The organism is Streptomyces sp. NPDC053673, from assembly GCF_055585225.1.
The window spans coordinates 1-21,188 of the sequence record NZ_JBVJKN010000060.1 but is presented as its reverse complement, the minus strand read 5'-3'; the positions used below and the strand labels follow the sequence as shown (position 1 = coordinate 21,188).

The 21,188-nt window shown below is 69.7% G+C and carries 20 protein-coding genes and 2 pseudogenes; 16 read left to right on the top strand and 6 right to left on the bottom strand.

Going from position 1 to position 21,188, the window contains the following annotated elements; genetic code table 11:
- Nucleotides 1–120: 120 nt before the first annotated feature.
- Nucleotides 121–1,512 carry an MFS transporter gene (locus tag ACZ6ZQ_RS37630; protein ID WP_469773039.1) on the bottom strand — a complete coding sequence of 464 codons (1,392 nt, stop codon included), beginning with the start codon at nucleotides 1,510–1,512 and terminating at the stop codon, nucleotides 121–123.
- Between the two features lie 667 nt (nucleotides 1,513–2,179).
- On the opposite strand from ACZ6ZQ_RS37630, the gene ACZ6ZQ_RS37625 reads away from it, so the two are divergent.
- Together ACZ6ZQ_RS37625 and ACZ6ZQ_RS37620 are read left to right on the top strand one after the other, a co-directional pair.
- Nucleotides 2,180–2,524: an SbcC/MukB-like Walker B domain-containing protein gene (locus ACZ6ZQ_RS37625; protein WP_469773038.1), complete on the top strand. Its 345-nt coding sequence runs from the start codon at nucleotides 2,180–2,182 to the stop codon at nucleotides 2,522–2,524.
- Nucleotides 2,407–3,141, top strand: coding sequence for a TIGR02679 domain-containing protein (locus ACZ6ZQ_RS37620; protein ID WP_469773037.1), 735 nt, complete (start codon nucleotides 2,407–2,409; stop codon nucleotides 3,139–3,141). The genes ACZ6ZQ_RS37625 and ACZ6ZQ_RS37620 overlap by 118 nt, the downstream gene beginning before the upstream one ends.
- 79 nt (nucleotides 3,142–3,220) lie before the next feature.
- Here ACZ6ZQ_RS37620 and ACZ6ZQ_RS37615 read toward each other — a convergent pair whose 3' ends face one another.
- The 4 genes from ACZ6ZQ_RS37615 to ACZ6ZQ_RS37600 all read right to left on the bottom strand — a co-directional run bounded on the left by ACZ6ZQ_RS37615 (nucleotide 3,221) and on the right by ACZ6ZQ_RS37600 (nucleotide 6,663).
- The gene (locus ACZ6ZQ_RS37615) at nucleotides 3,221–4,426 is read right to left on the bottom strand and encodes an amidohydrolase family protein (RefSeq protein ID WP_469773036.1); all 1,206 of its coding nucleotides are present in this window, start codon (nucleotides 4,424–4,426) and stop codon (nucleotides 3,221–3,223) included.
- A gap of 36 nt (nucleotides 4,427–4,462) precedes the next feature.
- Complete coding sequence (locus ACZ6ZQ_RS37610; RefSeq protein WP_469773035.1) at nucleotides 4,463–5,593, bottom strand: MAB_1171c family putative transporter; 1,131 nt, start codon at nucleotides 5,591–5,593, stop codon at nucleotides 4,463–4,465.
- A 3-nt stretch (nucleotides 5,594–5,596) separates the two neighbouring features.
- On the bottom strand, nucleotides 5,597–6,040 hold the full coding sequence (locus tag ACZ6ZQ_RS37605; protein ID WP_469773034.1) for a hypothetical protein: 444 nt from the start codon (nucleotides 6,038–6,040) through the stop codon (nucleotides 5,597–5,599).
- Between the two features lie 173 nt (nucleotides 6,041–6,213).
- On the bottom strand, nucleotides 6,214–6,663 hold the full coding sequence (locus tag ACZ6ZQ_RS37600; RefSeq protein ID WP_469773033.1) for a helix-turn-helix domain-containing protein: 450 nt from the start codon (nucleotides 6,661–6,663) through the stop codon (nucleotides 6,214–6,216).
- Between the two features lie 235 nt (nucleotides 6,664–6,898).
- Between ACZ6ZQ_RS37600 and ACZ6ZQ_RS37595 the strand changes: the two genes are divergently transcribed.
- The 12 genes and pseudogenes from ACZ6ZQ_RS37595 to ACZ6ZQ_RS37540 all read left to right on the top strand — a co-directional run.
- On the top strand, nucleotides 6,899–7,093 hold the full coding sequence (locus tag ACZ6ZQ_RS37595) for a hypothetical protein (RefSeq protein ID WP_469773032.1): 195 nt from the start codon (nucleotides 6,899–6,901) through the stop codon (nucleotides 7,091–7,093).
- Nucleotides 7,094–7,133: 40 nt separating this feature from the next.
- On the top strand, nucleotides 7,134–7,334 hold the full coding sequence (locus ACZ6ZQ_RS37590) for a hypothetical protein (protein ID WP_469773031.1): 201 nt from the start codon (nucleotides 7,134–7,136) through the stop codon (nucleotides 7,332–7,334).
- Nucleotides 7,335–7,459: 125 nt separating this feature from the next.
- Nucleotides 7,460–9,382 (top strand): alpha/beta fold hydrolase, encoded by a 1,923-nt coding sequence (locus tag ACZ6ZQ_RS37585; RefSeq protein ID WP_469773030.1) that lies wholly within the window; start codon nucleotides 7,460–7,462, stop codon nucleotides 9,380–9,382.
- Nucleotides 9,379–9,966, top strand: coding sequence for a hypothetical protein (locus ACZ6ZQ_RS37580; RefSeq protein ID WP_469773029.1), 588 nt, complete (start codon nucleotides 9,379–9,381; stop codon nucleotides 9,964–9,966). Before ACZ6ZQ_RS37585 ends, ACZ6ZQ_RS37580 begins: the two co-directional genes overlap by 4 nt.
- 39 nt (nucleotides 9,967–10,005) lie before the next feature.
- Nucleotides 10,006–10,773, top strand: coding sequence for a class I SAM-dependent methyltransferase (locus ACZ6ZQ_RS37575; RefSeq protein WP_469773028.1), 768 nt, complete (start codon nucleotides 10,006–10,008; stop codon nucleotides 10,771–10,773).
- A gap of 1 nt (nucleotide 10,774) precedes the next feature.
- Entirely contained in the window at nucleotides 10,775–10,951 is a 177-nt protein-coding gene (locus ACZ6ZQ_RS37570; RefSeq protein ID WP_469773027.1) for a hypothetical protein, read from the top strand.
- Nucleotides 10,948–12,708 (top strand): ABC transporter ATP-binding protein, encoded by a 1,761-nt coding sequence (locus ACZ6ZQ_RS37565; protein ID WP_469773026.1) that lies wholly within the window; start codon nucleotides 10,948–10,950, stop codon nucleotides 12,706–12,708. Before ACZ6ZQ_RS37570 ends, ACZ6ZQ_RS37565 begins: the two co-directional genes overlap by 4 nt.
- Nucleotides 12,705–14,168 (top strand): phytoene desaturase family protein, encoded by a 1,464-nt coding sequence (locus ACZ6ZQ_RS37560; RefSeq protein ID WP_469773025.1) that lies wholly within the window; start codon nucleotides 12,705–12,707, stop codon nucleotides 14,166–14,168. The genes ACZ6ZQ_RS37565 and ACZ6ZQ_RS37560 overlap by 4 nt, the downstream gene beginning before the upstream one ends.
- Nucleotides 14,165–14,977 carry a M23 family metallopeptidase gene (locus ACZ6ZQ_RS37555; RefSeq protein WP_469773024.1) on the top strand — a complete coding sequence of 271 codons (813 nt, stop codon included), beginning with the start codon at nucleotides 14,165–14,167 and terminating at the stop codon, nucleotides 14,975–14,977. The genes ACZ6ZQ_RS37560 and ACZ6ZQ_RS37555 overlap by 4 nt, the downstream gene beginning before the upstream one ends.
- 21 nt (nucleotides 14,978–14,998) lie before the next feature.
- The gene (locus tag ACZ6ZQ_RS37550) at nucleotides 14,999–15,421 is read left to right on the top strand and encodes a hypothetical protein (protein WP_469773023.1); all 423 of its coding nucleotides are present in this window, start codon (nucleotides 14,999–15,001) and stop codon (nucleotides 15,419–15,421) included.
- Between the two features lie 632 nt (nucleotides 15,422–16,053).
- Complete coding sequence (locus tag ACZ6ZQ_RS37545; protein ID WP_469773022.1) at nucleotides 16,054–16,521, top strand: ATP-binding protein; 468 nt, start codon at nucleotides 16,054–16,056, stop codon at nucleotides 16,519–16,521.
- Between the two features lie 307 nt (nucleotides 16,522–16,828).
- Nucleotides 16,829–18,104: pseudogene (locus tag ACZ6ZQ_RS37540) on the top strand (IS701 family transposase); the annotation flags it as partial.
- Nucleotides 18,105–18,574: 470 nt separating this feature from the next.
- On the opposite strand, the gene ACZ6ZQ_RS37535 reads toward ACZ6ZQ_RS37540, so the two are convergent.
- Nucleotides 18,575–18,712 carry a hypothetical protein gene (locus ACZ6ZQ_RS37535; RefSeq protein ID WP_469773045.1) on the bottom strand — a complete coding sequence of 46 codons (138 nt, stop codon included), beginning with the start codon at nucleotides 18,710–18,712 and terminating at the stop codon, nucleotides 18,575–18,577.
- Between the two features lie 249 nt (nucleotides 18,713–18,961).
- On the opposite strand from ACZ6ZQ_RS37535, the pseudogene ACZ6ZQ_RS37530 reads away from it, so the two are divergent.
- Nucleotides 18,962–19,033: pseudogene (locus tag ACZ6ZQ_RS37530) on the top strand (7-carboxy-7-deazaguanine synthase QueE); the annotation flags it as partial.
- A gap of 296 nt (nucleotides 19,034–19,329) precedes the next feature.
- Nucleotides 19,330–20,055: a dienelactone hydrolase family protein gene (locus ACZ6ZQ_RS37525; protein ID WP_469773021.1), complete on the top strand. Its 726-nt coding sequence runs from the start codon at nucleotides 19,330–19,332 to the stop codon at nucleotides 20,053–20,055.
- Nucleotides 20,056–21,188: the final 1,133 nt, after the last annotated feature.

Below are 21,188 nucleotides of genomic sequence, written 5' to 3'. Positions count from 1 at the left end.
TCACGCGTCGACCCCCTGTCGCCTGCCGATCCTTGTCGCCCGCCGGCCCGCCGACGGCACGAAGCGGGCCGTGTGCACCGCTTCGAGCGGTGCACACGGCCCAAGGGTCCATCGACTCTGTCAGGCGGACGTCGGAGCCTCCGCGGCGGCCACCGCGTCCCGCGTGTCCCGGCTGTCCGGCCCCGCCGAGACATCGGCGAGATCACGGTCGCGGGTCTCCCGGGCGCAGCCGATGGCGACCACCGTCAGCAGCGCAGCGGCGATGACGTAGAGGGTGATAGGCGTCGAACTGTGGTAGTCGGCGAGCAACGCGGTCGCGATCAGCGGGGCCGGCGCCCCGGCCGCAACCGACGAGAACTGGGCTCCGATCGACGCACCCGAGTAGCGCATGCGCGTCGCGAACATCTCCGAGAAGAACGCGGCCTGCGGCGCGTACATCGCCCCGTGCAGCACCAGGCCGACCGTGACGGCGAGCAGGAGGCTGCCGAACGACTCGCTGTCGATGAGAGCGAAGAACGGGAACATCCACAGACCCACGCCCACTGCACCGATCAGATACACCGGCCGGCGCCCGATCCGGTCGGACAGCGCACCCCACGCCGGAATCACCGCGAAGTGCACGGCGGACGCGACGAGCACGGCATTGAGCGCGGTCTGCTTGCTCAGCCCGGCCGAGGTGGTCGCGTAGACGAGGATGAAGGCGGTGATCACGTAGTAGCTGATGTTCTCGGCCATCCGCGCGCCCATCGCGATCAGTACATCGCGCCAGTGGTGCCGCAGCACGGCCACGAGCGGCATCTTCTCGACCTGGCCGGCGGCCGCCTTCCGCTCCTCGGCCTGCGCCAGCGCGGCCTTGAACACGGGCGATTCATCGACAGAGAGACGAATCCACAGACCGACGATCACCAGCACACCGGACAGCAGGAACGGTATGCGCCAGCCCCACGACAGGAACGCCGCATCCGACAACAGCGCCGTCAGCGCCGACAGCACCCCGGTCGCCAGCAGTTGCCCGGCCGGCGCCCCGGTCTGCGGCCACGACGCCCAGAACCCGCGGCGCCGGGCGTCCCCGTGCTCCGACACCAGCAGCACGGCTCCACCCCACTCGCCGCCGAGTGCGAAGCCCTGCACCAGCCGGAGAACGGTCAGCAGCACGGGAGCAGCCGTCCCGACCGTCGCATGCGTCGGCAGCAACCCGATGGCGAACGTTGCCCCGCCCATCAGCAGCAGGCTCAGCACCAGAAGCTTCTTGCGCCCGAGCCGGTCCCCGTAGTGCCCGAACACGAGCGCCCCGAGCGGCCGCGCGGCGAACCCGACGGCGTAGGTCAGGAACGACAGGAGTGTCCCGACCAGCGGATCGGACTCCGGAAAGAACAGTTTGTTGAACACCAGAGCCGCGGCCGACCCGTACAGGAAGAAGTCGTACCACTCGATGGTGGTGCCGATGAGACTCGCGGCGACGATGCGCTTGAGGCTGGAGGGGGCTGGTGGAGCGGTCGCGGGGGAGGACATCGGCACCACTTCCTGGCGGTCGACGGGGACGTTTTACGTGTCGCCACACCGTAGGAACGCGCAGGTCAGAGGCGTATGTGGTGGGACACCATAGTTCTGGGCGTGGGAGTGCGCGTGCCCACCATGGAGCCGGTACTGGGGTCTCCGATCTGGCCTCGACGGGGCTGCGAAGGAGGCTGTCCGAGTTGCACCGTTCGGGCATGATTTGGAGGCGCCGTGCTGACTCCCGTGCTGGTTTCGTGCTGACTGAAAGCCCACGTCATCACCCCTTCTCACCCCTCCCGTGCTGACTTGGTGCTGACTACGCTGCGTTGAACTCCGGCATCTGCCGCAGATCGGATTGGACTGGCGGTCCCTGGTCGGGGTACGGCTGCTCATGGTGATCGCTGTCGCGGTAGCCCGGACGATCACTCGGGAAAGGCGGCGCTTTGCCATCGCTCGTGATCCGCACGCGTGGCGATGTTGTTCAGTGGTGCTTGGAAGTCGCCCTTACATCGATGATCCAGGAGAAGGGGGCAGGGGCGGCGCCACGGTGGTGCAGCTATTGGGCGTCCCGAGGGGGCTGGCCCTCAGTGCGGCCTCGCTGCAGGCCGAAGTCGCCAATGCCCGCGCGACCCGCCTCGCCACCCACGTTCGGCGGCTTCAGAGTTCGCTTGAAGTGTTCCCGATGACGCATCATCCTCACGCGCCACGCCTCGTCACTCTTGACGAGGCGTTCGCCGGGGTCGACGACGACTCGCGCGCCAAGTGCCTCGGCCTGCTGCACGCCTTCGACCTCGACGTGGTGATGACGAGCGAACGGGAATGGGCCTGCTATCCGCAGGTGCCCGGGATCGCCATCGCCCAGCTGTCGCGGATCGACGAGATCGCGGCGGTGCTCGTTACCCGCTGGGAGTGGGACGGCACCCGCAGGAACCGCAGGACCCGGGGCGAGGACCCGATACGGTCCGGGGCCTCCGTGCCCGGACCGCGCGCGGAGGCCATGGCCGACCGGGACCGACCGTGCACCTGACACCTGCCACCACACCGATCGACGAGCCTGGGCTGCGCCGTCTCCTCGGCGACCCCGGCCTCGCCTGGCTGGTCGAGCGCGCACGACGCCGCCTGGAGCGCGGGCAGCCGCTCACCGGCCCCGTCTCCCTCGGCACGCCGACGGAGGACCAACGGGCGTCCGCCGAGCGTCTGCTGGGCCGCTCCCCGGGGCGTGGGCGCTCACTGACGGTCCGGCTCGACGTGGTGGATGCGGTCCTGCGCCGCTCCGGCATCAGCCGCGGCGGCCTGGGCGCAGCCGTGACCGCGCTCACCGGGCCGGTCGTACTGCTCGGCCCGGCGCGCGAGGCCGAGGAGCAGGCGTGGCGAGAGGCCTACGCCGTGGTCGACGCACTTGCCGACCGGAAACCGGCCGGCGCGGTGTGCGGGGAGACGGGAGGACATGACCGCATCAGTCGGTGTTCCCAGCGCGGCGTGGCTGTACGGACCAGCTCGGTGCCGAACCGTGTCGCGGGTGCTGTGGAGCGCCTCGAGGCCGAGTTGCGTGGCCGGCGACTTCACCCGCTACGACATTCACACGGTCCGAGAGCACCAGTACTCCACCGACCTGGTTCCTTACCGCGTCTTCGGGGACGATGACTTCGGACTGGAGAGCGTGGCCGCAGTGGCCGGCCGTACGTTGCCGCCGAAGACTGCGCTGGGTGGCTCCGGCCCGACCTCAGTCGACGGCAAGCGGAAGCTGAGGTATGTGGGCGCGCCCGCCGGACATGACCAGAGCCACACGGCGCAGATTCTGAAGGTCTTTGAAGGGGTTGCCGTGGACGACCAGGAGGTCCGCACGGTAGCCGGGCCGGAGGCGGCCCGTGGTGGTGGCGATGCCCAGGGCCTGGGCGGCCTCGGCTGTGGCCAGGTCGATGATCTCGGCGGGTGTGCAGCCGATGTGCTCGAAGAACTCCAAGCTTGAGACGAAGTCGTCGAAGACAGCGCGGCTCACGCCGGCGTCGGTCCCTGCGATCAGTCGTACGCCTCGCTCCCGCATCCAACCCAGCCGGCTGAACATCTCCTCGGCGCGCTCGGGTCCGAAGCGCTTTGCGAATCCGCGCCAGTCGGGGCTGGCCGCCGGGCAGACGTGGATGTCCTTGGCGACGATCTCGGCGACGAGGTCCTCACGTAGTTCGAATCCGTCCCGGGCCATCCAGGTGCAGTGCTCGATCGTGGCCACCCCGGCGGCCACCGCCGCGGCGATGCCCTCGGTGCCGTGTGCGTGGGCAGCGACCGGCAGGCCGGCGCGCGCGGCCTCCTCCACCACGGTGCGCAGCTCAGCGGGTGTGAACTGGGGAGCCCAGATTGGGGGACCGTCCTTGGTGATGCCGCCTCCCGTCGCCATCACCTTGATGACGTCTACGCCCTGTTCCACATTGCGCCGGACCATGTCGCGGATGGCGCTCTCTCCGTCCACCTCCCCACCGAGGAACCAGCAGTGGCCGCCGGGTCCGGTCACCGGCGTACCGGCGGCGAGGATGCGTGGTCCGAGCAGGCGCCCGCTCGCGATGTCGTCGCGGAGCCGGACGGCCAAGCCGTTGCGGTCGCCCAGATCGCGTGCCGTGGTGACACCGGTGCGGAGCAGTTGCTCTGCCCGCTCGGCCATGCCTGTGCGCAGCGTCGCGTCGTCCGCCTCGAGCAGAGTGCTGACCGGGTCGGGGCCGGCGTCGAGGGCCAGATGGACGTGCGCGTCGATGAGGCCGGGCAGCAGTGTCCCGTCCGGATGGTCGAGCCGACGCACGTCGCGCGGGGCTCTGGCCTCGACCTCGGCCCTGGGGCCGGCGTCCGTGATGACGCCCCCACGGACCAGGACCGACCCTTCGGCGATCAGGCGGCCGCGCGGACCGGCCAGCATGCGTCCGGCCGAGACGAGTGCGTCCATGGACGATTCTCCCTTTCTGTGTACGGCTTCGGCGCGTTACAACGCGTCGGAGAGCAGGATGAGTTGCCGGACGTCGCCTTCCAGGCCGTCGTCCGCGGGCAGCGCCACCGGTACGGGCTGGGAGGGCGCAGGCTCTCCGGCCACGTACGCGCGCAGCGCCTCGCGCAGGTGGCGTGCGGTGACCTCGGGCGTGAGCGTGCCGTCGGGCCTGGTGTCGCCGTCAGCGTCGGCCGCTTTGAGCTGGGCGAGGTAAGGGCTGATCCGGACCAGCCCGTCACGGCACTCGATGACACGCCGGTAGTAGCGGCGGTGGACCCCCTGCAGGCTCAGGACATCCTGCCAGGAGTCCGGGCAGGTGCGGTGCAGGGAGTCCTCGGGGAAGGCGCTGTGCAGTGCGGTCCAGAGCGGAGCCAGACGCCGGTACATCCGGCGGTGCCGCCACCACTGGCGCAGGCTCGCGCACCGGGTCACGGTCGCCGGGTAGATCACCCCGGCTACGAACAGCGGGATCGCGAGGTCGAGCAGCAGCTTCAGGCCCAGGATCAACGGATGCGGGACGCCCCCGCCGAGTCCGCGCACCAGTGTGAGCACTTCGCGGAACAGCGAGGCGAGCACCATCGCGGTGAGGGAGCCGGCCACCATCCACAGGCCGATGACCAGTGGCCTGCTCGACACACGGGCGTAGCGGACGGTCCAGAACAGTGCCATGCCGAGCGCGTAGGTGAGATAGGCGCCGGCGGTCAGGTAGAAGATGGCGACCCCGAGGATCCGCATGTCCGCCGAGGCGTACGTGTGGGCACGGTCAGGCCCCGGCGTCATGGCCATGGCCACGGCGGCGACCACAACGGTCGCCGCCAGCGGGACGAGCTCCCGCCGTGCCCGGACGCGGGCCGTGCCGGGGTCCGAGGCCGAGTGGATGAAGAAGCACATCAGGAAGTAGACGGCGCCCAGCAGAAGGACGTTCTGCAGCAGTTTGGCGGAGCCCTCACCGGTGAGGTCGTCGATGAGACGGACGCCGCCTCGGACGCCGAGGGGGAAGGAGAGGGCCGCGCACAGCAGGCACAGGAAGACGGCCTGGAGTAGTTTGTCGGACGGAGCCTTGACGAGCTGGAAGATCTTCCACACCAGCGCCACGCACAGCACCGCACCGAGTACGAGGGACAGCATCGGTCAGAGCCACCCCTGCCGATCGGTGAGCGCCGTCTGCACACGACGTACCGAGGGACTCCCGGCCGCCCGCGGCGTGACGCGGTCCAGCACGGACGCCCACTCCAGAATGATGGTCGCGACGAGCTCGGCCTCGCGCTCGTGCTCCTCGTCGTAGGAGGTGCGCCGGAGCGCCCGTTTGATGGCATCGGCCGAGATGTCGGGCAACAGTGCAATCCAGACGTCGTGTTCGGACTCGTCGCTGGCGTGATCGGCCAGAATGTGGCCCACCTCGTGCAGGATGATGTGGTCCTGGTGCGCCTGACTGGTTTCCTGCTGGTAGAAGATGTAGTCGGCCTGGTCCGTTGCTATCCACAGGCCGAAGGGTCCCGGTACGGGCAGCGAGTAGGGCAGCAGGCGGATGGGGCGGCCGCGATGGTCGCCGAGAAGCCGGCAGAGCTCGTGCACTTGGAGCGGGGGCCGTATGCCGAGCGTCCGCAGTATGCTCCTGCAGCGTTTCCGTAACTGTCACTCGTTCAAGGAAATATCTCCGCCTCCACTGCTTGCCCGAATGATCTTCATCCAAAGCGGATGGTGGGGCGGAGGCCAGAGTGATTCCGGTCAATCGCGGGTTTTGGCTGCTATGAGTTGTCGGTGTCGCCCGACTGGTCGGGGAGTCCCTCGAGTTCGCGGACGCGCTCGATCATCTCGGTGATGGACTTCAGGCTCTTGTCCGACAGTCCGGCCGTTCGCAGGGCGACACGCTGGACCTTCACGTCCCGCAGGGCAGCGAGGAGCGTCAGTTCCGCGTTGACCGCCTCGGTGACCTGGTCGTCGAAGAAGTACGCCGGCGGGACGCCGAAGAACTTGGCCAGCCCTTCGAGGTGCTTGAGCGTGGGGTTGTCGCGCTGCCCCTTGCGCAGCAGCCAGATGTAGCTGCCCGAGATCGCGATGCCCTCCGCCGTGATGGCCCGGGCCACTTCCTCGACGCTGTACGGACCTCGCCCGGCGGGGGCCATGTGTGCGAACAGATGATTCAGCTTCTCAGCCAGCGACTGTGGGGGCCTGATCTGCCGTTTCTGTTCAGCCATCACGTGCCTCCATCCTCAGGCGCACCTTACCAGCTTACTGGTGTGTGATCATTTAGAACGAGCCAGCAACACCAGTTGACGCTCCGGGTGGAGTCGATCTAGAGTCCTGGCATCAACTCATGTTTGATTATTTGTCCACCGGGTGAATCGAACAGCAGTTGATGTCTGGCGGTCGACGCACCGTTCCGGGCTTTGAGCACACGTTCCCGACCCGTCCCATCGAAAGGAAAGTGTCATGGCCAAGATCGCGGCCTTCATGAATGAGCAGGACATGGGTCCCATCGCCGAGGGTGCGGTTTCCCTCGATGGCACACCCGTCATGGCGACTCCGGCCGCCGTTGCCGTTCCGGCCTCCGTGAAGATCACGGCGGCGGTCGTCGCCTTCACCATTCCGGTCGGTGCGTATGTCGCCGGCCGCGTCGTGAACTGACGCCCTGCGTCAATACGTCCCCCGGAAAAGGAGACAAGGTATGAACCGAATCATCGAGAGCGTCCGCACCATCGCGGACGCGGCCCTGTCGGAGGACTCGGGTGAGCGGACCAGCCGGATGATGCCGGTGGCCTTTACCCCCGCCGTCCTCGTCGTCTGCCCGTACGCCGGCGGTGGTCTGGCCGCCGGTGCCGCGGCCGTCGGCGCCTACGAGGCCGGCCGGGCCGCCGCCAAGGGCTGATCCCCGCACCCGCGGAGCCCTGGCGAAGAGCAGGCATCACAGGCTGTCTGGCCGCGCTGGAATCGCGGCCAGACAGCCTGGCCATGCTAGCCGAACCACTGACTGGCCGAGAGGTAGGCACGTTTTTGCGGTACTTAAAGAAACTCGCCTCGGCGGTATTCTCTCCCGTTCCGGTTTCCCGGGACAGGGCGCTGGGGATTTCGGAGCGGCTGTCCGCCCTCACCACCCTTTCCTCTTCTCTCGAATATCTGCACCAGCGCAAGCAGTTGGAGCCCGGAGGACTCAACGACTGGGACATCATGAAGAAGTCCCCGGAGTCCAACAACCTGGTGATCCGCAAACTCAGCGGCGCCGTCGCCCACCGGAACACCACCGTCGCCCTGCACGCCGCCCGCGCGGCCGTCAGCCTCGGCCTCCTGCTGCCGGGCAACAGCCGCTGGCGCGGGGCCGGCAGTCTCTTCCTCGGCGGCACCACCTGTCTTCTCTCCGCACGTCACCGCTACGGCACGGACGGCTCCGACCAGGTCGCCACGCTCGTCCAGGGCGCCACCGGCCTGGCCCGGCTGTCGAACAGCACCCGGACGCAGGACGCCTTCCTCTGGTACGTCGCCCTGCAGGCCAACCTGTCCTACGCCGCCTCTGGCTGGGTCAAGCTCATCGGTGAGCGCTGGCGCGACGCCTCCGCCCTCCCCGGGGTGATGCGGACCAGGACCTACGGATCCGAGAAGGTCTACGGGCTCACCCAGCGCTACCCGAAGACGTCCAAGTACGTCCAGCACAGCGTGCTGGCGATGGAGTGCCTCTTCCCGGTGGTGTACCTCGCGGGCGGCCGCCTCACCCGGCCCTTCCTCGCCTCCGCCGCGGGCTTCCACGTCGCCAACGCGTTCGTAATGGGACTCGGCCGTTTCATGACGGCCTTCCCCTCCCTGCATCCGATGGTCGCGTACACCACCACTCCCCGCTCCCACCCGGCCGTCGCCGGACGCGACGACCGGGCGGTGAAGGCCGCCGCCGTGCTGCTCGCCGCCGGCATCGCCGCGAGCGCGGCCGTGGCCGCCCAGCGCCGGGCCGCCGTCCTGGAAGGCTGGCCGACCTCCCGCAAGTTCGTCACCCGGCACGGCAACGAGCTGATGTACGAGACGGGCGGAAGCGAGTACTCCGATGAACCCGTCCTGGTCTTCGCCGCCGGACTGACCTCCACCTCCGAGCACTTCTCCTGGATCACCGAGCGGTTCGTCAACGAGACCGACCACGCCGTCGTCTCGTACGCCCGAGCTGGCTACGGCGGCAGCCTGCGCCGCACCACCGCCCCGTACGAACTCGACGAGTCCGTGGATGACTTGGAGGACCTGGTCCGCGGCGTGGTCCCGGCGGACCGCAAGGTGGTCCTGGTCGGCCACTCCCTCGGCGGCGAGATCATCCGCCGGACCGCGGCCCGGCTGGGCGACCGGGTGGCCGGACTCGTCTACCTCGACCCGGCGCACCCCGCCGAGCTGCAGCGCTCGGAACGGCAGAGCAACGGCGCCAAGGACCTGCGCGAGACCATCACCCACGCCTCCCGCTACCTCCGGCTGGGCACGGGCGTCCTGATGAGCCGCCCCGACTGGCTGGACCGGTTGCCCAAGGCATACCGGGAGCGGGTGTTCGCCCAGTACGCCGACGCCCGCATGTGGACGGCTGGAAAGCGCGAATGGGAGGCCGTCGAGCGGGAGTTCCGGGCCTTCGACGGGTCCGTCGACCCGATCGCCGCCCCGGGCCTGATCATCGCCGCGCAGCAGACCGTCGACCAGGACCCCGAGCAGCTGCTGCTCTACAACGAGCTGGCGCACGCCCACCGGGCACACGGCGGGCCCGGCGGCATCCAGGTGGTGGAGGGATCCGACCACGACTCCCTGCTCACCAACGCGCCGCACGCCCACCGGGCGGCCGACCTGATGGCCGGCTTCCTGCGCACCGGGCTCCGCCCGGCCGCCGCCGAGCCGGTCCCGGACCACGGCGACGCGCCGGACGGAACCGCCCAGGACCACGAGGAAGGAGCCGGGCTGTGAAGGCAGGCGCACTGCTGAAGTCGGCGTTCACCGGCGAGGGCGCCTGGGCCCGGATGCTGGGCGCGGGAATGCTGGTGGCCACCGTGGCTGCCCAGCACCCGCATCCGGCCTTCGACCGGGCCCGCAGCAGGGACGTGTTCTCGCTCGTCCCCAACTGGAAGTTTTTCGCCCCCAATCCGGCGGTGCACGACTTCCACTACGTGTACCGGACCCTGGACCCGAGCGGCGCGACCGGCGAGTGGCACGAGATCGAGATGATCGAGCCGCGCCGGCTGCACCAGGCCTTCTGGTTCGCCACCCGGCGGCCGGAGAAGGCGGTGTTCGACATCTGCACCGCCATCCTCCAGCTCGCCGCGAAGGGCGGCGCCGCGGCAGCCCAGACCAACTCCGCCTACCAGGTGCTGGTCGAGTTCATCCGCCGTACGATCCGGGAGCGGCACGGTGAGGACGCCGTCCGGGGCTTCCAGTTCGCGGTGGTCCGCGCCTCCGGCCACGAAACCGGCGAGGAACCCGAACCGCTGTTCATCTCCCCGTACACACCGATGAAGCGGCCTCCGGTGGGCGGCCACCTGACAACCGTCTGAAGTCACCGGACAGCACCCGGCAAGGAGAGGAGCACGCGCATGTCCATGACCGGCACGGTCGACGACATCGGCTACGGAACACAGTTCGCGTCTTGGTACGACCGGATCTTCCCCAAGGACGCGAGCGCGCTGGCCGTCGCCGAGGCGCTCGCCGCCCTGCATCCGGACCCGGGCCGGGGCACCCTCGAACTGGGCGTCGGGACCGGCCGGATCGCGGTCCCGCTGGCTGCCCGCACCGGTCCGGTCACCGGTGTCGACTCCTCCCCGGAAATGCTGGCCCTGCTCGCCGGGTCCCCCGGCGGCGTGCAGGTCACCGGTGTTCACGGCGACATCCGCGCCTACAACGACGACCGGGACTACGGTCTCGTCTACGCCGTGTGCGGGGTGCTGTCCATGCTGCTGACCCGCGAGGACCAGCAGGCCATGTTCCACCGGGCGGCCGAACGGCTGGCCCCCGGCGGTCGGCTGGTCGTCGAGACCGGCAACCGGCCGGCGGTCGAGGCCCTGCACGAGGGCCGGTCCCGGGCGACCCTCTTCACCCCGTACCCCGAGCCGGGGACAGGGCTGCAGACCCACTCCACGCTGCCGCCGGGAACCGACCTGTGGCAGTGCTCGCACGTCTGGTACGAGGCGGACGGCACCACCCGGGTGGGCAGTGAGCTGTCCCGGCTGACCACCCCCGACGAGGCCGACGCCTACGCCGAGGCCGCCGGGCTGGTCCCGGAGGGCCGGTACGCCGGCTGGGACCTGTCCCCGTACAGCGAGCAGTACCCGCTCTTCCTGACCACCTACACGAAAGGGGCCTGAGGTGAGCACCCAGCGCGCCGCCTGGTTCGTCGTCGCCTTCGTCGTGGCCGTGCCCGTCATGGCGGTGATGTTCCGCGAGAACGGCGAGTTCACCAGCCAGGCCTGGTCCAAGGGGCTGATCATGGGCACCGCCGTCGCCGTGGTCGCCGCCATCGCCGTCGGCAGGGCTCGGCAGTGAACACCGCGGCGATCGCGGCCCGCCACCGGCTGCTGCTGGGCGCCGGAATCCTGCTGGGCCTGGGCGGCACCGCCGCTACCCTGCTCCAGCCGCTGCTGATCGGCGACCTGATCGAGGCGGTCGCCCTGGACCGGCCCTTGACCTGGCCGATCGTCCTCATCGCCGGGCTGTTCGCGGCGGACGCGGTGCTGGCAGCCGGGCACTTCTACCTGATCGGGCGGGCCGGCGAGAACATGGTCCTGGACATGCGGACCACCCTGACGGGCCGTCTGCTGCACTCCCGGATCAGCGCGTTCAACCAGCTCGAACACGGCGACGTGTTCACCCGTACCGTCGCAGACACCTCGGTCGCGCGGATCGCGCTGTCCTCCTCCGTCTCCCAGATCATCACCGCCGGACTGACCACCCTCGGCTGCGTCGCCGTGATGGCCTGGATCGACTGGCGGATGCTGCTGGTCACCGCGGGCTGCCTGGGCGCCGCCTCGGTGGTCGCCCTCGGACTGGCCCGGGCCGTCCGGACCGCGGCCGTCGCCAACCGGGAGGACACCAGCGACTTCGGTTCCGGTCTGCTGCGCGTGCTGGGCGCGCTGACCACGGTGAAGGCCTCCAGGGCCGAGGCGCGCGAGACGGAGCACATCGGGGGACTCGCCGACGCCGCCCGGCGCAGCGGCATCCGGGTGACCCGGCTGTCGGCGCTGCTGATGCCCTCGATGAACGTTGGTACCCAGATCTCGCTGGCCGTGGTGATCGCCTGGGGCATGTCCCGTACGGCGACCGGCGCGCTGCCCATAGAGGATCTCACGGCGTTCATCATGTACCTCTTCTACCTGGTCAGCCCGCTGGTGATGCTGTTCATGTCGCTGGGCGAGCTCCAGCAGGGCCGGGCCGCCATCGACCGGGTGAAGCAACTCGCCGCGATCGAGACCGAGGCGGACCCGCTGCCGGCGACGGACGTGCGGCCGCGATCGGAGGAGCCGCCCGGGCCCAGCACACGGACCCGTCCCGCGCCCGCCGTCGAGTTCAAGGAGGTCTCCTTCCGTCATGCCGGGGCCGAGACCTCCACCCTCGACGGCATCTCCTTCACCCTGCCGCCCACCGGCGTCACCGCGGTCGTGGGCCCCTCCGGTGCCGGCAAGACCACCCTGTTCCAGCTGATCGAGCGGTTCCACACACCCGATCGCGGCAGCATCCACCTGGGCGGCACCGACACCGCCGCCCTACCACTGGCCGAACTCCGGTCCCGGATAGGCCTGGTCGAGCAGGAGTCGCCTCTGATGCGGGGCACGGTCCGGGAAAACCTCACCTACGCCCACCCCGACGCCACCGACACGGAGATCGCCGAAGCGGTCCGCGCGGCCCACCTCGGCGAGGTCGTCACAGCCCTGCCGCAGGGCCTGGACACTCCGCTCGGCGAAGGCGGCACCGGACTGTCCGGCGGCCAGCGGCAGCGGCTGGCTCTCGCCCGCACGCTGCTGACCTGCCCCGACGTCCTGCTGCTGGACGAGGCCACCTCCCACTTGGACTCGGATGCGGAAGCCGCTCTGCTCCAGGCCATCACCGACATCGGCCGCCGCTGTCAGGTCGTCACCATCGCGCACCGTCTGTCCACCACCATCGACGCCGACCGGATCCTGGTCATCGAGGACGGCCGACTGCGTGCCCACGGCTCGCACGCCGAGCTGATGGACCAGGACCCGACCTACCGCCGTCTCGCCGGCCAGCAGCTCGCCCCGACCGCCACCGGAGCCGCTTCATGAGCCCCCGGCCCGACGCGGCCGTCGTCGGCACCGGCCCCAACGGGCTGGCGGCCGGAGTCACCCTCGCCCGGGCCGGGCTGCAGGTGGTCCTGTACGAGCAGGCGGACAGCATCGGCGGCGGACTGCGTACCCAGGCCCTGTTCGACAGCCGGATCCGGCACGACATCTGCTCCGCCGTCCACCCCATGGCCGCTGCCTCGCCGTTCTTCAAGGCCTTCGACCTGCCCGCCCGGGGAGTGCCCCTGTTCCAGCCGGAGATCCCCTACGCGCATGCGCTCGGCGGTGGCCGCTCGGTGGCCGCCTGGCGGAGCGTCACCCGGACCGCGGAGCACCTCGGCGCGGACGGCCTGCGCTGGGCCCGGCTGATGGGGCCGCTGGTCGAACGCTCGGCGGAGGTGGTCGAGTTGCTCCTGTCGGACCTGCGCAGGCTGCCCCGCGATCCGCTGGCGGCCGCCCGCCTGGGCGCGCGGGTCCTGGCCCACGCGACCCCTCGAAGCCCGTTCGCTGGCCCGGAGGCGCGGGCGCTGCTGACCGGAGTGGCCGCGCACGCGGTCGGCCCGCTGCCTTCGCTCGCCTCGGCCGCCGTGGCGATGCTGCTCGGGCACACCGCGCACAGCACCGGCTGGCCGTTGCCTGAGGGCGGCAGCGACCGGATCGCGCGGGCGCTGGCCGAGGACATCACCGCGCACGGCGGGGCGTTCGTCACCGGGCACCGGGTCGCGAACCTGGCCGAGCTGGACGGCGTACCGCTGGTGCTGCTCGACGTGGGGCCCGCCGGGTTCCTCGAACTGGCCGGGACCCGACTGCCGGCGGGCTACCGGAGGGCCCTGGGCCGGTACCGGCACGGGCCCGGGGCCGCGAAGGCCGATTTCCTGGTGGACGGACCCGTTCCGTGGGCCGATCCGCTGCTGGGCAGAGCAGGCACGGTGCATCTGGGCGGTACGGCCGAGGACATCTCCCGGCAGGAGCGGGAGGTCGCGGCCGGCCGACCGGGCACAGCACCGTTCGTGCTGGTGGTGGACCCGGCGGTGACCGACCCGGGGCGGGCGGTGAACGGCCGGCGCCCGGTGTGGGCGTACGCTCACGTGCCGAACGGTGACACCCGTGACCCGGTGGAGCTGGTCGGGCGGCGTATCGAGGAGTACGCGCCGGGGTTCTCGGACACGGTGCTCGCCGCGCGCGGCCGGGCGGCAGCCGACTGGGAGGCGTACAACCCGAACTACGTGGGCGGGGACATCGCGGCCGGCGCACTGACGCTGCGCCAGTCGCTGGCCCGGCCCACCCTGCGGACCGATCCGTACACCACCCCGCTGCCCGGGGTCTATCTGTGCTCGGCGGCCACCCCGCCGGGTCCTTCGGTCCACGGCATGTGCGGGTATCTGGCAGCGTTGTCGGCTCTTCGCCGGCAGCACGGTTTCCGTACCGCGCCGGACCTGACGCCCGGGAGGCAGCACGCATGATCGTCTGGAAGAGGCACGGCCTGGTCTTCGGGGCCGGCACCCTGTGCATCCTCATGAACAACGGCGGGGTGGGCCCCCTGTGGGTCACCGGTGTGCTGCTGCTGGCCCTCGGGGGGACGATGCGCTGGTCGCTGGCCCGGCGGCAACGGCCGCGCGGCGAGCACGCACCGGTGGCGGTGCCGATGCCGGTGCAGGGACGCTGGATCGCCCACAACGGCCCGGCCACTAAGGTGCCCAGTCACACCCACAGCCACGCCCAGACCTACGCGATCGACCTGATCCACGTGCCGGTCGGGGGCCCGGAGGCGCCGCCGTTCACGACGGCGTGGCCCTTCGGCCGCCGCCCTGACCGTTATCCGACCTTCGGGCAGCCGGTTCTGGCGCCCGCCGACGGTGTGGTGGTGGCGACCGCGGGCCGGATGCGCGACCACTTCTCCAGGATGTCACTGCCCGCCCATGCCTTCCTCTACCTGGAGGGCTTCGTCCGGGGCCTGGGCTGGCCCTGCCACCTGTGGGGCAACTACGTGCTGCTCGACCTCGGCGACGGCGTGGTGGCGGGCTTCGCGCACCTGCGCCGGGGCTCGCTGCGGGTCACGCCGGGCGACCGGGTGACCATCGGCCAGCAGCTCGCCGAGTGCGGCAACTCGGGGAACTCCTCCGAGCCGCATCTGCACTTCCAGCTGATGGACGGCCCGGATCCGGCCACCGCCCGCGGTATCCCCTTCAGCTGGAGCTATCGGGATGACTCCGGAGCCGATCGTTCCGGGGTGCCCGAGGACACCACCTGTTTCACCTCGCACACCACATGACCCTCCGAAAGGACACCTCCCATGCGCCACCGCGCCCTCAAGTCCCTGGCCGTCGCGGCCGCCTCGACCGCCGGCCTCCTGCTGGCCACCGGCCCGGCCTCGGCGGCCCCGATACCGTGGTCGGTCTCGCACGGCACCGCCACCGCCGACGGCACCCGCTGGCTCGAGCAGGGCAGCGGCCTCTACTCGACGCTGGTGGTCAAGGGCGAGCTCCGCAACACCGGGCCGGGTTGTTACTCGCTGTGGTCCATGACCGTGTACGACCTCGCGCCGGGCCCCGCCCGCAAGTTGGTCACCCAGTGCGGACCGGGCAGCAAGCCGGTCGAAAACAAGATCTCCTACGCACCCACCACCACGAGCTACGTGCACATCTGCGAGGACGACGGCAGGAAGAACTGCGGCGAGCAGATCAGCGTGACCCACTGGCCCGTTCAGCGCGGCTGACACTGCAACCCATGTGAGGGCCGGCTGGAGCCGGCCGCCGCGGTCGACCGGCTCCAGCCGAACGCAGTCGCAGGGGTGCGGCAGCGCTCTGCCCATGGCGCTCGCTCTGCCCATGGCGCATACCGGCAACGTGCCGTTGGCCTGCGCCTTTCTTTCACATGTTTCTGATTCACATGATTGCGATGACGCACCACGTGGAGTGCGTGGCGATCCTTGAACCGGTGCGGGAAGGCGTCTGACCTGCGGTTTTGGCAGTGCGCGTTATGTGCACTGTGGGCGTTACGGGCGATATCTTGACGCTGAAATGACGCTCGTGACGCTCATTTGACGCTCGTTCTGATTAGGTGTCAGGCGACTTGCTGGGTAGGTCAGGTCCTCGGAGGGGTGGTGCGTGTCGGTCACCAGATGCTGCGTGGTCCTTGCCGCGGTCGGCTGCCTGTCTATGAACTGAGGACACGGTCAGCGTCGGATAGGAGTGACAGGACCGTCCGTGGCAAAGCCCTTCACGGCTCCTTCTCACTCAGTAGGATCACCGACGGAGCGGGGTGGGAGACGTGCGGGGGAGCGGCGGTATGAGAGCCGGAGGCCGTCGGTCGTCGTCGGAGCGCGTGCATTCGCGCAGGCGGGCTGCGGTGCTCAAGCGCGTCCGTGATCAGGCGCTCGTTGAGGTTCGGGGCTGTCTGCGGGACTGGGACGATGGCCGAGAGGCGGCTCGCGAGGCCAAGGCCGTGGCCGAGACGATCATCTCGCCCGAGTACGACGGCCGGGTGCTCGTCGAGCTGCTGCAGAACGCGCACGACGCTCACCCGGCGCGCAGCGCTGACGGGCGCATCGAGATCCTTTTCGACGAGGACGAGGACGAGGGAGAGCACGGCACTCTCTATGTCGCCAACGGCGGCAAACCGTTCGGCGGCAGGGACTTCAAGGCGCTCTGCAGCATCGCCCTGTCCAGCAAGCGTGCCGATTCCGGGATTGGTCACAAAGGCGTCGGCTTCAAGAGCGTGTTGCACCTGTCTGACGCCCCCGAGGCCTACAGCGTGGCACGGGAGGGGTCCCGGCGACGGGTTCACCTTCCGTTTCGCCCGGCTCGACGACTTTGACGCGCTCGCCCGGGAGGTGGCGCCCGAACGCACCGGTTTGCGGCCCACTTGAGGGAGAACCTGCTCACGCTGAAGGTGCCGGTCTTCTTGGAGGACGCGCCGCCAGCCGCCCAGCGCCTCGCGCGCCGGGGCTTCGTCACCGTCGTACGCCTGCCGCTGAAGTCGGCTGACGCGTGCTCGGCCGCGAGGGGCCAACTGCGGGAACTCATGGATGACACGGCCCCGTTCGAACTGTTCCTTGACCGCCTAGTAGTACTTCGTTAGGTTTCTTTGATCGCACGGTCTGCGGTGGTGCATGCTGCCGTTCGTGGATCTTGGGGAGATCGAGCAACTGCGGGCGAGCCTCGGTGAGTTCGTTGCCGAGGTGTTCGGGTCGTTGAAGCGCAAGGACCAGCGCGGGTGGGGTGACTGCTACCTGCGGGGCTGATGCTGGACGGGCGGCGCAAGTCGATCCAGCCGATGGCCGAGCGGCTGCCGGACGGCAACATGCAGGCGTTGCAGCAGTTCGTCAGCCAGTCTCCGTGGGATCACACTCCGGTGCTGCGGGCGGTCGCGTCGAAGGCGTGTGCGGCGATCGCCCCGGAGGCGTGGGTGATCGACGACACCTCCTTTCCCAAGGCGGGCGATCAGTCGGTCGGGGCGGCCCGGCAGTGGTGCGGGGCGCTGGGCAAGAAGTCGCTGTGCCAGGTGGGGGTGAGTCTGCATGCGGTCACCGATGCCGCTTCCGTCCCTGTGACCTGGAGGTTGTTCCTGCCCGCTGAGTGGGCGGATCCGTCCGACGGGCGCCGGTCGAAGGCCGGGGTGCCCGAGGATGTGGGGCACCGGGAGAAGTGGCGCCTGGCCCTGGACGCGATCGACGAGGCCCGGGGCTGGGGGCTGGACGGCCGCGTTGTCGTGGCCGACGCCGGATACGGCCAGATGCACGCCTTCCGCTCCGGACTGACCGAGCGCGGCCTGGACTACGTGACCGCCGTGCGCGGTGACACCAGCGCCCACCCTGGCGATGCCGTCCCCACCGCTCCGGAGCGGGAGGGGCGGATGGGCGCCCCGCGGCTGCCCCGCTATCGGGAGCCGGCCCGGTCGCTGAAGGACCTGGTGATGACAGCCGGGCGGCGCCGACTGCGGCGGGTCACCTGGCGGCAGGGCAGCAAAGGCACGATGAGCGGCCGGTTCATGGTGATGGAAGTCCGCCCGGCCGGCGTCGCGGCGACGAAAGCCGCACGTGACCGGGCCGGCGGACGGGCCGCCTGGGACGGGGCCCTGCCGATCGAGACGCTGATCGCCGAATGGCTACCCGGTCAGAGCGAGCCCACCGACTACTGGCTGACCAGTCTGCCCGCCGACACCGCACTGCGTCACCTCGTGCGGATGGCGAAGATCCGCTGGCGCATCGAGCACGACTACCGCGAACTCAAGCACGGCCTGGGGCTGGACCACTTCGAGGGCCGCACCTGGCGCGGATGGCACCACCACGTCACCCTCGTCACCGCCGCCCACGCCTTCCTCACCCTTCGGCGCTGGAACCAAAAGCCCAAGCGCCGGCCTGACCTTCTACCAAGTTCTCCACGCCATGCAGGAGCTGCTGCTGTGCTGGGCTGGCGCCTGCACCACCTGCCATCGCGACTTACCGGTTCCACCCAGAACAGGTCGTCCCCCGCCCAGCACAACCTAACGAAGTACTACTACGCTTCCCCTGCAGAAGGAAGCCTAAAGGCTCGCAGATCACCGGGCCCTTCACCGGCATCTCCATGCCGTACCGAGCTGCCGCCGTCTGTCGACAACCAGGAGGCCAAGGACACCGCGTTCGCTGACGCATGGGGGGCTCCAGATATACCGTGCAGTCGGCTCTTCCTGGGTGTAGCGGACGTGGGCAACAGCTGTGGCCAGCTGTGGCTGCGAGATCGGCGTCCGATCGGTCGCGGGCCAGGACGCTACGGTGAGTGACGACTGCCGACGCTTGTCGGCAAGTCCGCTGCCGCCATATCGGGCGGGCCCCTTGTTCCCCACCCAGCACGAGATCTTCCGGTGCTGGTTCGGTGCTGACTTCGGAGGGTCAATGGCGGAAAAACAGCAGGTCGTAGCACTGGTCGGATGAGTTGTCGTACCACTCGATGGTGGTGCCGATGAGACTCGCGGCGACGATGCGCTTGAGGGAGCCGGGGGCGGGTGGAGCGGTTGCCGAGGCGGCCATGGATACCACTTCCGAGCGGGGACGGGGACGATTTCGTGTCGCCACACCGTAGAAACACGCAGGTCAGTGGCACATGTGGTGGGACACCATAGTTCTGGGTGTCGGAGTCCGTGCGCGCACCATGGGGGCGGTCTGGGGCCTTGGAGACTGCCTCGACGGGCCGCGAAGAAGGCTGTCCGGGTTGCACGAGCCAAGGCGGAGCGTGGAAACCCTGCCGTCGGATCCGGCCGAGTCGTCTTCGGCCCCACCGTGCAGGGCGAGGGTCCGTCGGCCGGACGGCGGTGCGCCTTCCTGCGCCTCGGCGGCTGCAACTTGTCATGCGTTCATTAGGCAAGTGGGTTGTCGGAATCAAGGTTGTCGGGCTGTTCCGAAGTCTCGAAGAGAGCCCGGTATCTTCTGGGTACTGGCGGCGGCTTTCGTCCGGTGGGCTATGCTGCGCGGCGATGACTACCGGGACGGCATTGCGCCACACACGGATTGGTGACCCGGTGCTCCTCTGAGCGCCGTACGGGCCGGTGAGGGCCCGCTGTTCGATCGAGGATCCTGCGCCGCTGCGCGGGCTCCGCCTCTGTCGTGTTGATCACAGGCTCAACACATCAACCACGACAGGAGAATTCATGCCCATCAGGACGCTGCACATTCCCACCGCGGACGGCCAGGCCGACGCTTTCGCCGCCTTCCCCGACGGTGGGGAGCGGCACCCAGGGGTGCTGATGTACGCGGACGGCTTCGGCATCCGGCCCGTGCTGCGGGAGATGGCCCGCGAACTGGCCGGGCACGGGTACTACGTGCTCGTCCCCAACCTCTTCTACCGGCACGGCCCGGCACCGGTGATCGAACTTCCCGAACACATCGGAGAAGAAGTCCGGCCCGCGCTCTTCGCTCAGCTGATGCCCTTGATCGAGGCGCACACCGCCGAACGTGTCCTGATCGACGCCGACGCCTACCTCAGGTTCCTCACCGCCCAGCCCGAGGTCGGCGCCGGACCGGTCGCGGTGACCGGCTACTGCATCGGCGGCCTCCTGGCGACGCGCACCGCCGCGGCCCACCCCGGCCAGGTAGCCGCCGTCGCCGGATTCCACGGCCCCGTGGGCGCCGACGGGCTCGCCGAGCTCACCGCCGAGGTCCACTTCGGCCACGCCGAGAGCGACTTGACGCCCGAGGCCCTCGGCGAGCTCAACCAGGCCCTGGACGCCGCGGGGGTCGGCTACACCTCCGAGATCTACCCCGGCACCATCCACGGCTTCACCATGTCCGACACCGATGCCTTCGACCCCGCCGCGTTGCAGCTTCACTGGGACCGCCTGCTGCCCCTCCTCGACCGCACCCTGGCCAACCGCTGAGGCTCCGGCTGGAGTCCAAGGAGTTTTGGAAGTCGGTGTGAGGGTGGGCTGAGTCCGCCCTCACCGTTCTGATCTCGACTCAGCGGCAGTCGCTGCTGCACCTATCGAGGAAAGGGCCAGGGGTCGGCGGCCTGATCAGCGCTGCCAGGATGGGGAGTTGGTGCGGCTGCCGGGCAGTCGCACCACATCCGCGTTCTGGGTGAGTTCCTCCTTCGCCTGCTCCAACTCCAGAGACAGTTCGACGGCGACCCTGGTCAGGGTTCTGTTCCTCGCTCGCTCGGCGTCCAGGTCAGTTTTGAGGGCGGCGTTCTCCTCCTTGAGCGCCCGGTTCCGCTCGGCGATCTTCTCGGCGGCAGCGGGGACCGTGTGCTGGGCTTTGACGCGGCCTGGAACTCCTCGACCAACTCTTTGTGGTGGCCGTAGACGACGTCGCGTCGCAGACCGGACTCGGTGATCAGCTCCGTGTCGGTGAGCTTGCCACTGGTGGACCGCAATGGGGTGCCCGCGAGCAGGCGGTCTGCGGCGGCACGGACGGCCGGGCGTCGGCGTCGCGGTCACGGGGCTGACGGGTCATGAGATGCTCTCCTGGGCGGACTCGGTGGCGGGGGTGACATCGTCGTGGCGGTCCAGGACCTTCCGTACCTGGGCGGCCTGGGCGGCAGCGCGATCACGTAGGGGACGGGAGCCAGCAGGTCAGCGGCTCCCGTCTGCAGCACGACCAGCCGCTCGCGGAGTTGGGCGATGTCGCGGTCGGTGTAGGCGAGGTTCTGGCAGGACGACTGGCACTCGGCCTCGTCTGGGGCATCGCCCTTCGGCCTCGGCGGCGGCTCCGCCGAGGTGCTGCCTCCCTCATCGCCCGACAGGAGGCCCGTTCATGAGCTCGTTCGCCACCGAACTGAGGGATCTGATCGACGGCCTGGTCCGCCGCGGCGGCCCCGGCGACACCCCGGACGGGCAGCGCGCGCTCGGTTTCGTTCGTGCCGTACCCGGAATGGTGGGGGGCCGCGCGGTGGGTTCACCGTGCGGCCCCGGGAGGAGGGGGGTGGGTCAGCCCTTGCGGGTCTTGATCTCTTCGGTGAGCTGGGGGACGACGTCGAAGAGGTCGCCGACGACGCCGTAGTCGACGAGGTCGA

Coding starts and splice junctions, on each gene's coding strand:
- ACZ6ZQ_RS37630 (WP_469773039.1), bottom strand. CDS start 1,512: ATGTCCTCCCCCGCGACCGCTCCACCAGCCCCCTCCAGCCTCAAGCGC.
- ACZ6ZQ_RS37625 (WP_469773038.1), top strand. CDS start 2,180: ATGACGCATCATCCTCACGCGCCACGCCTCGTCACTCTTGACGAGGCG.
- ACZ6ZQ_RS37615 (WP_469773036.1), bottom strand. CDS start 4,426: ATGGACGCACTCGTCTCGGCCGGACGCATGCTGGCCGGTCCGCGCGGC.
- ACZ6ZQ_RS37610 (WP_469773035.1), bottom strand. CDS start 5,593: ATGCTGTCCCTCGTACTCGGTGCGGTGCTGTGCGTGGCGCTGGTGTGG.
- ACZ6ZQ_RS37600 (WP_469773033.1), bottom strand. CDS start 6,663: ATGGCTGAACAGAAACGGCAGATCAGGCCCCCACAGTCGCTGGCTGAG.
- ACZ6ZQ_RS37595 (WP_469773032.1), top strand. CDS start 6,899: ATGGCCAAGATCGCGGCCTTCATGAATGAGCAGGACATGGGTCCCATC.
- ACZ6ZQ_RS37590 (WP_469773031.1), top strand. CDS start 7,134: ATGAACCGAATCATCGAGAGCGTCCGCACCATCGCGGACGCGGCCCTG.
- ACZ6ZQ_RS37575 (WP_469773028.1), top strand. CDS start 10,006: ATGTCCATGACCGGCACGGTCGACGACATCGGCTACGGAACACAGTTC.
- ACZ6ZQ_RS37560 (WP_469773025.1), top strand. CDS start 12,705: ATGAGCCCCCGGCCCGACGCGGCCGTCGTCGGCACCGGCCCCAACGGG.
- ACZ6ZQ_RS37555 (WP_469773024.1), top strand. CDS start 14,165: ATGATCGTCTGGAAGAGGCACGGCCTGGTCTTCGGGGCCGGCACCCTG.
- ACZ6ZQ_RS37550 (WP_469773023.1), top strand. CDS start 14,999: ATGCGCCACCGCGCCCTCAAGTCCCTGGCCGTCGCGGCCGCCTCGACC.
- ACZ6ZQ_RS37535 (WP_469773045.1), bottom strand. CDS start 18,712: ATGGCCGCCTCGGCAACCGCTCCACCCGCCCCCGGCTCCCTCAAGCGC.
- ACZ6ZQ_RS37525 (WP_469773021.1), top strand. CDS start 19,330: ATGCCCATCAGGACGCTGCACATTCCCACCGCGGACGGCCAGGCCGAC.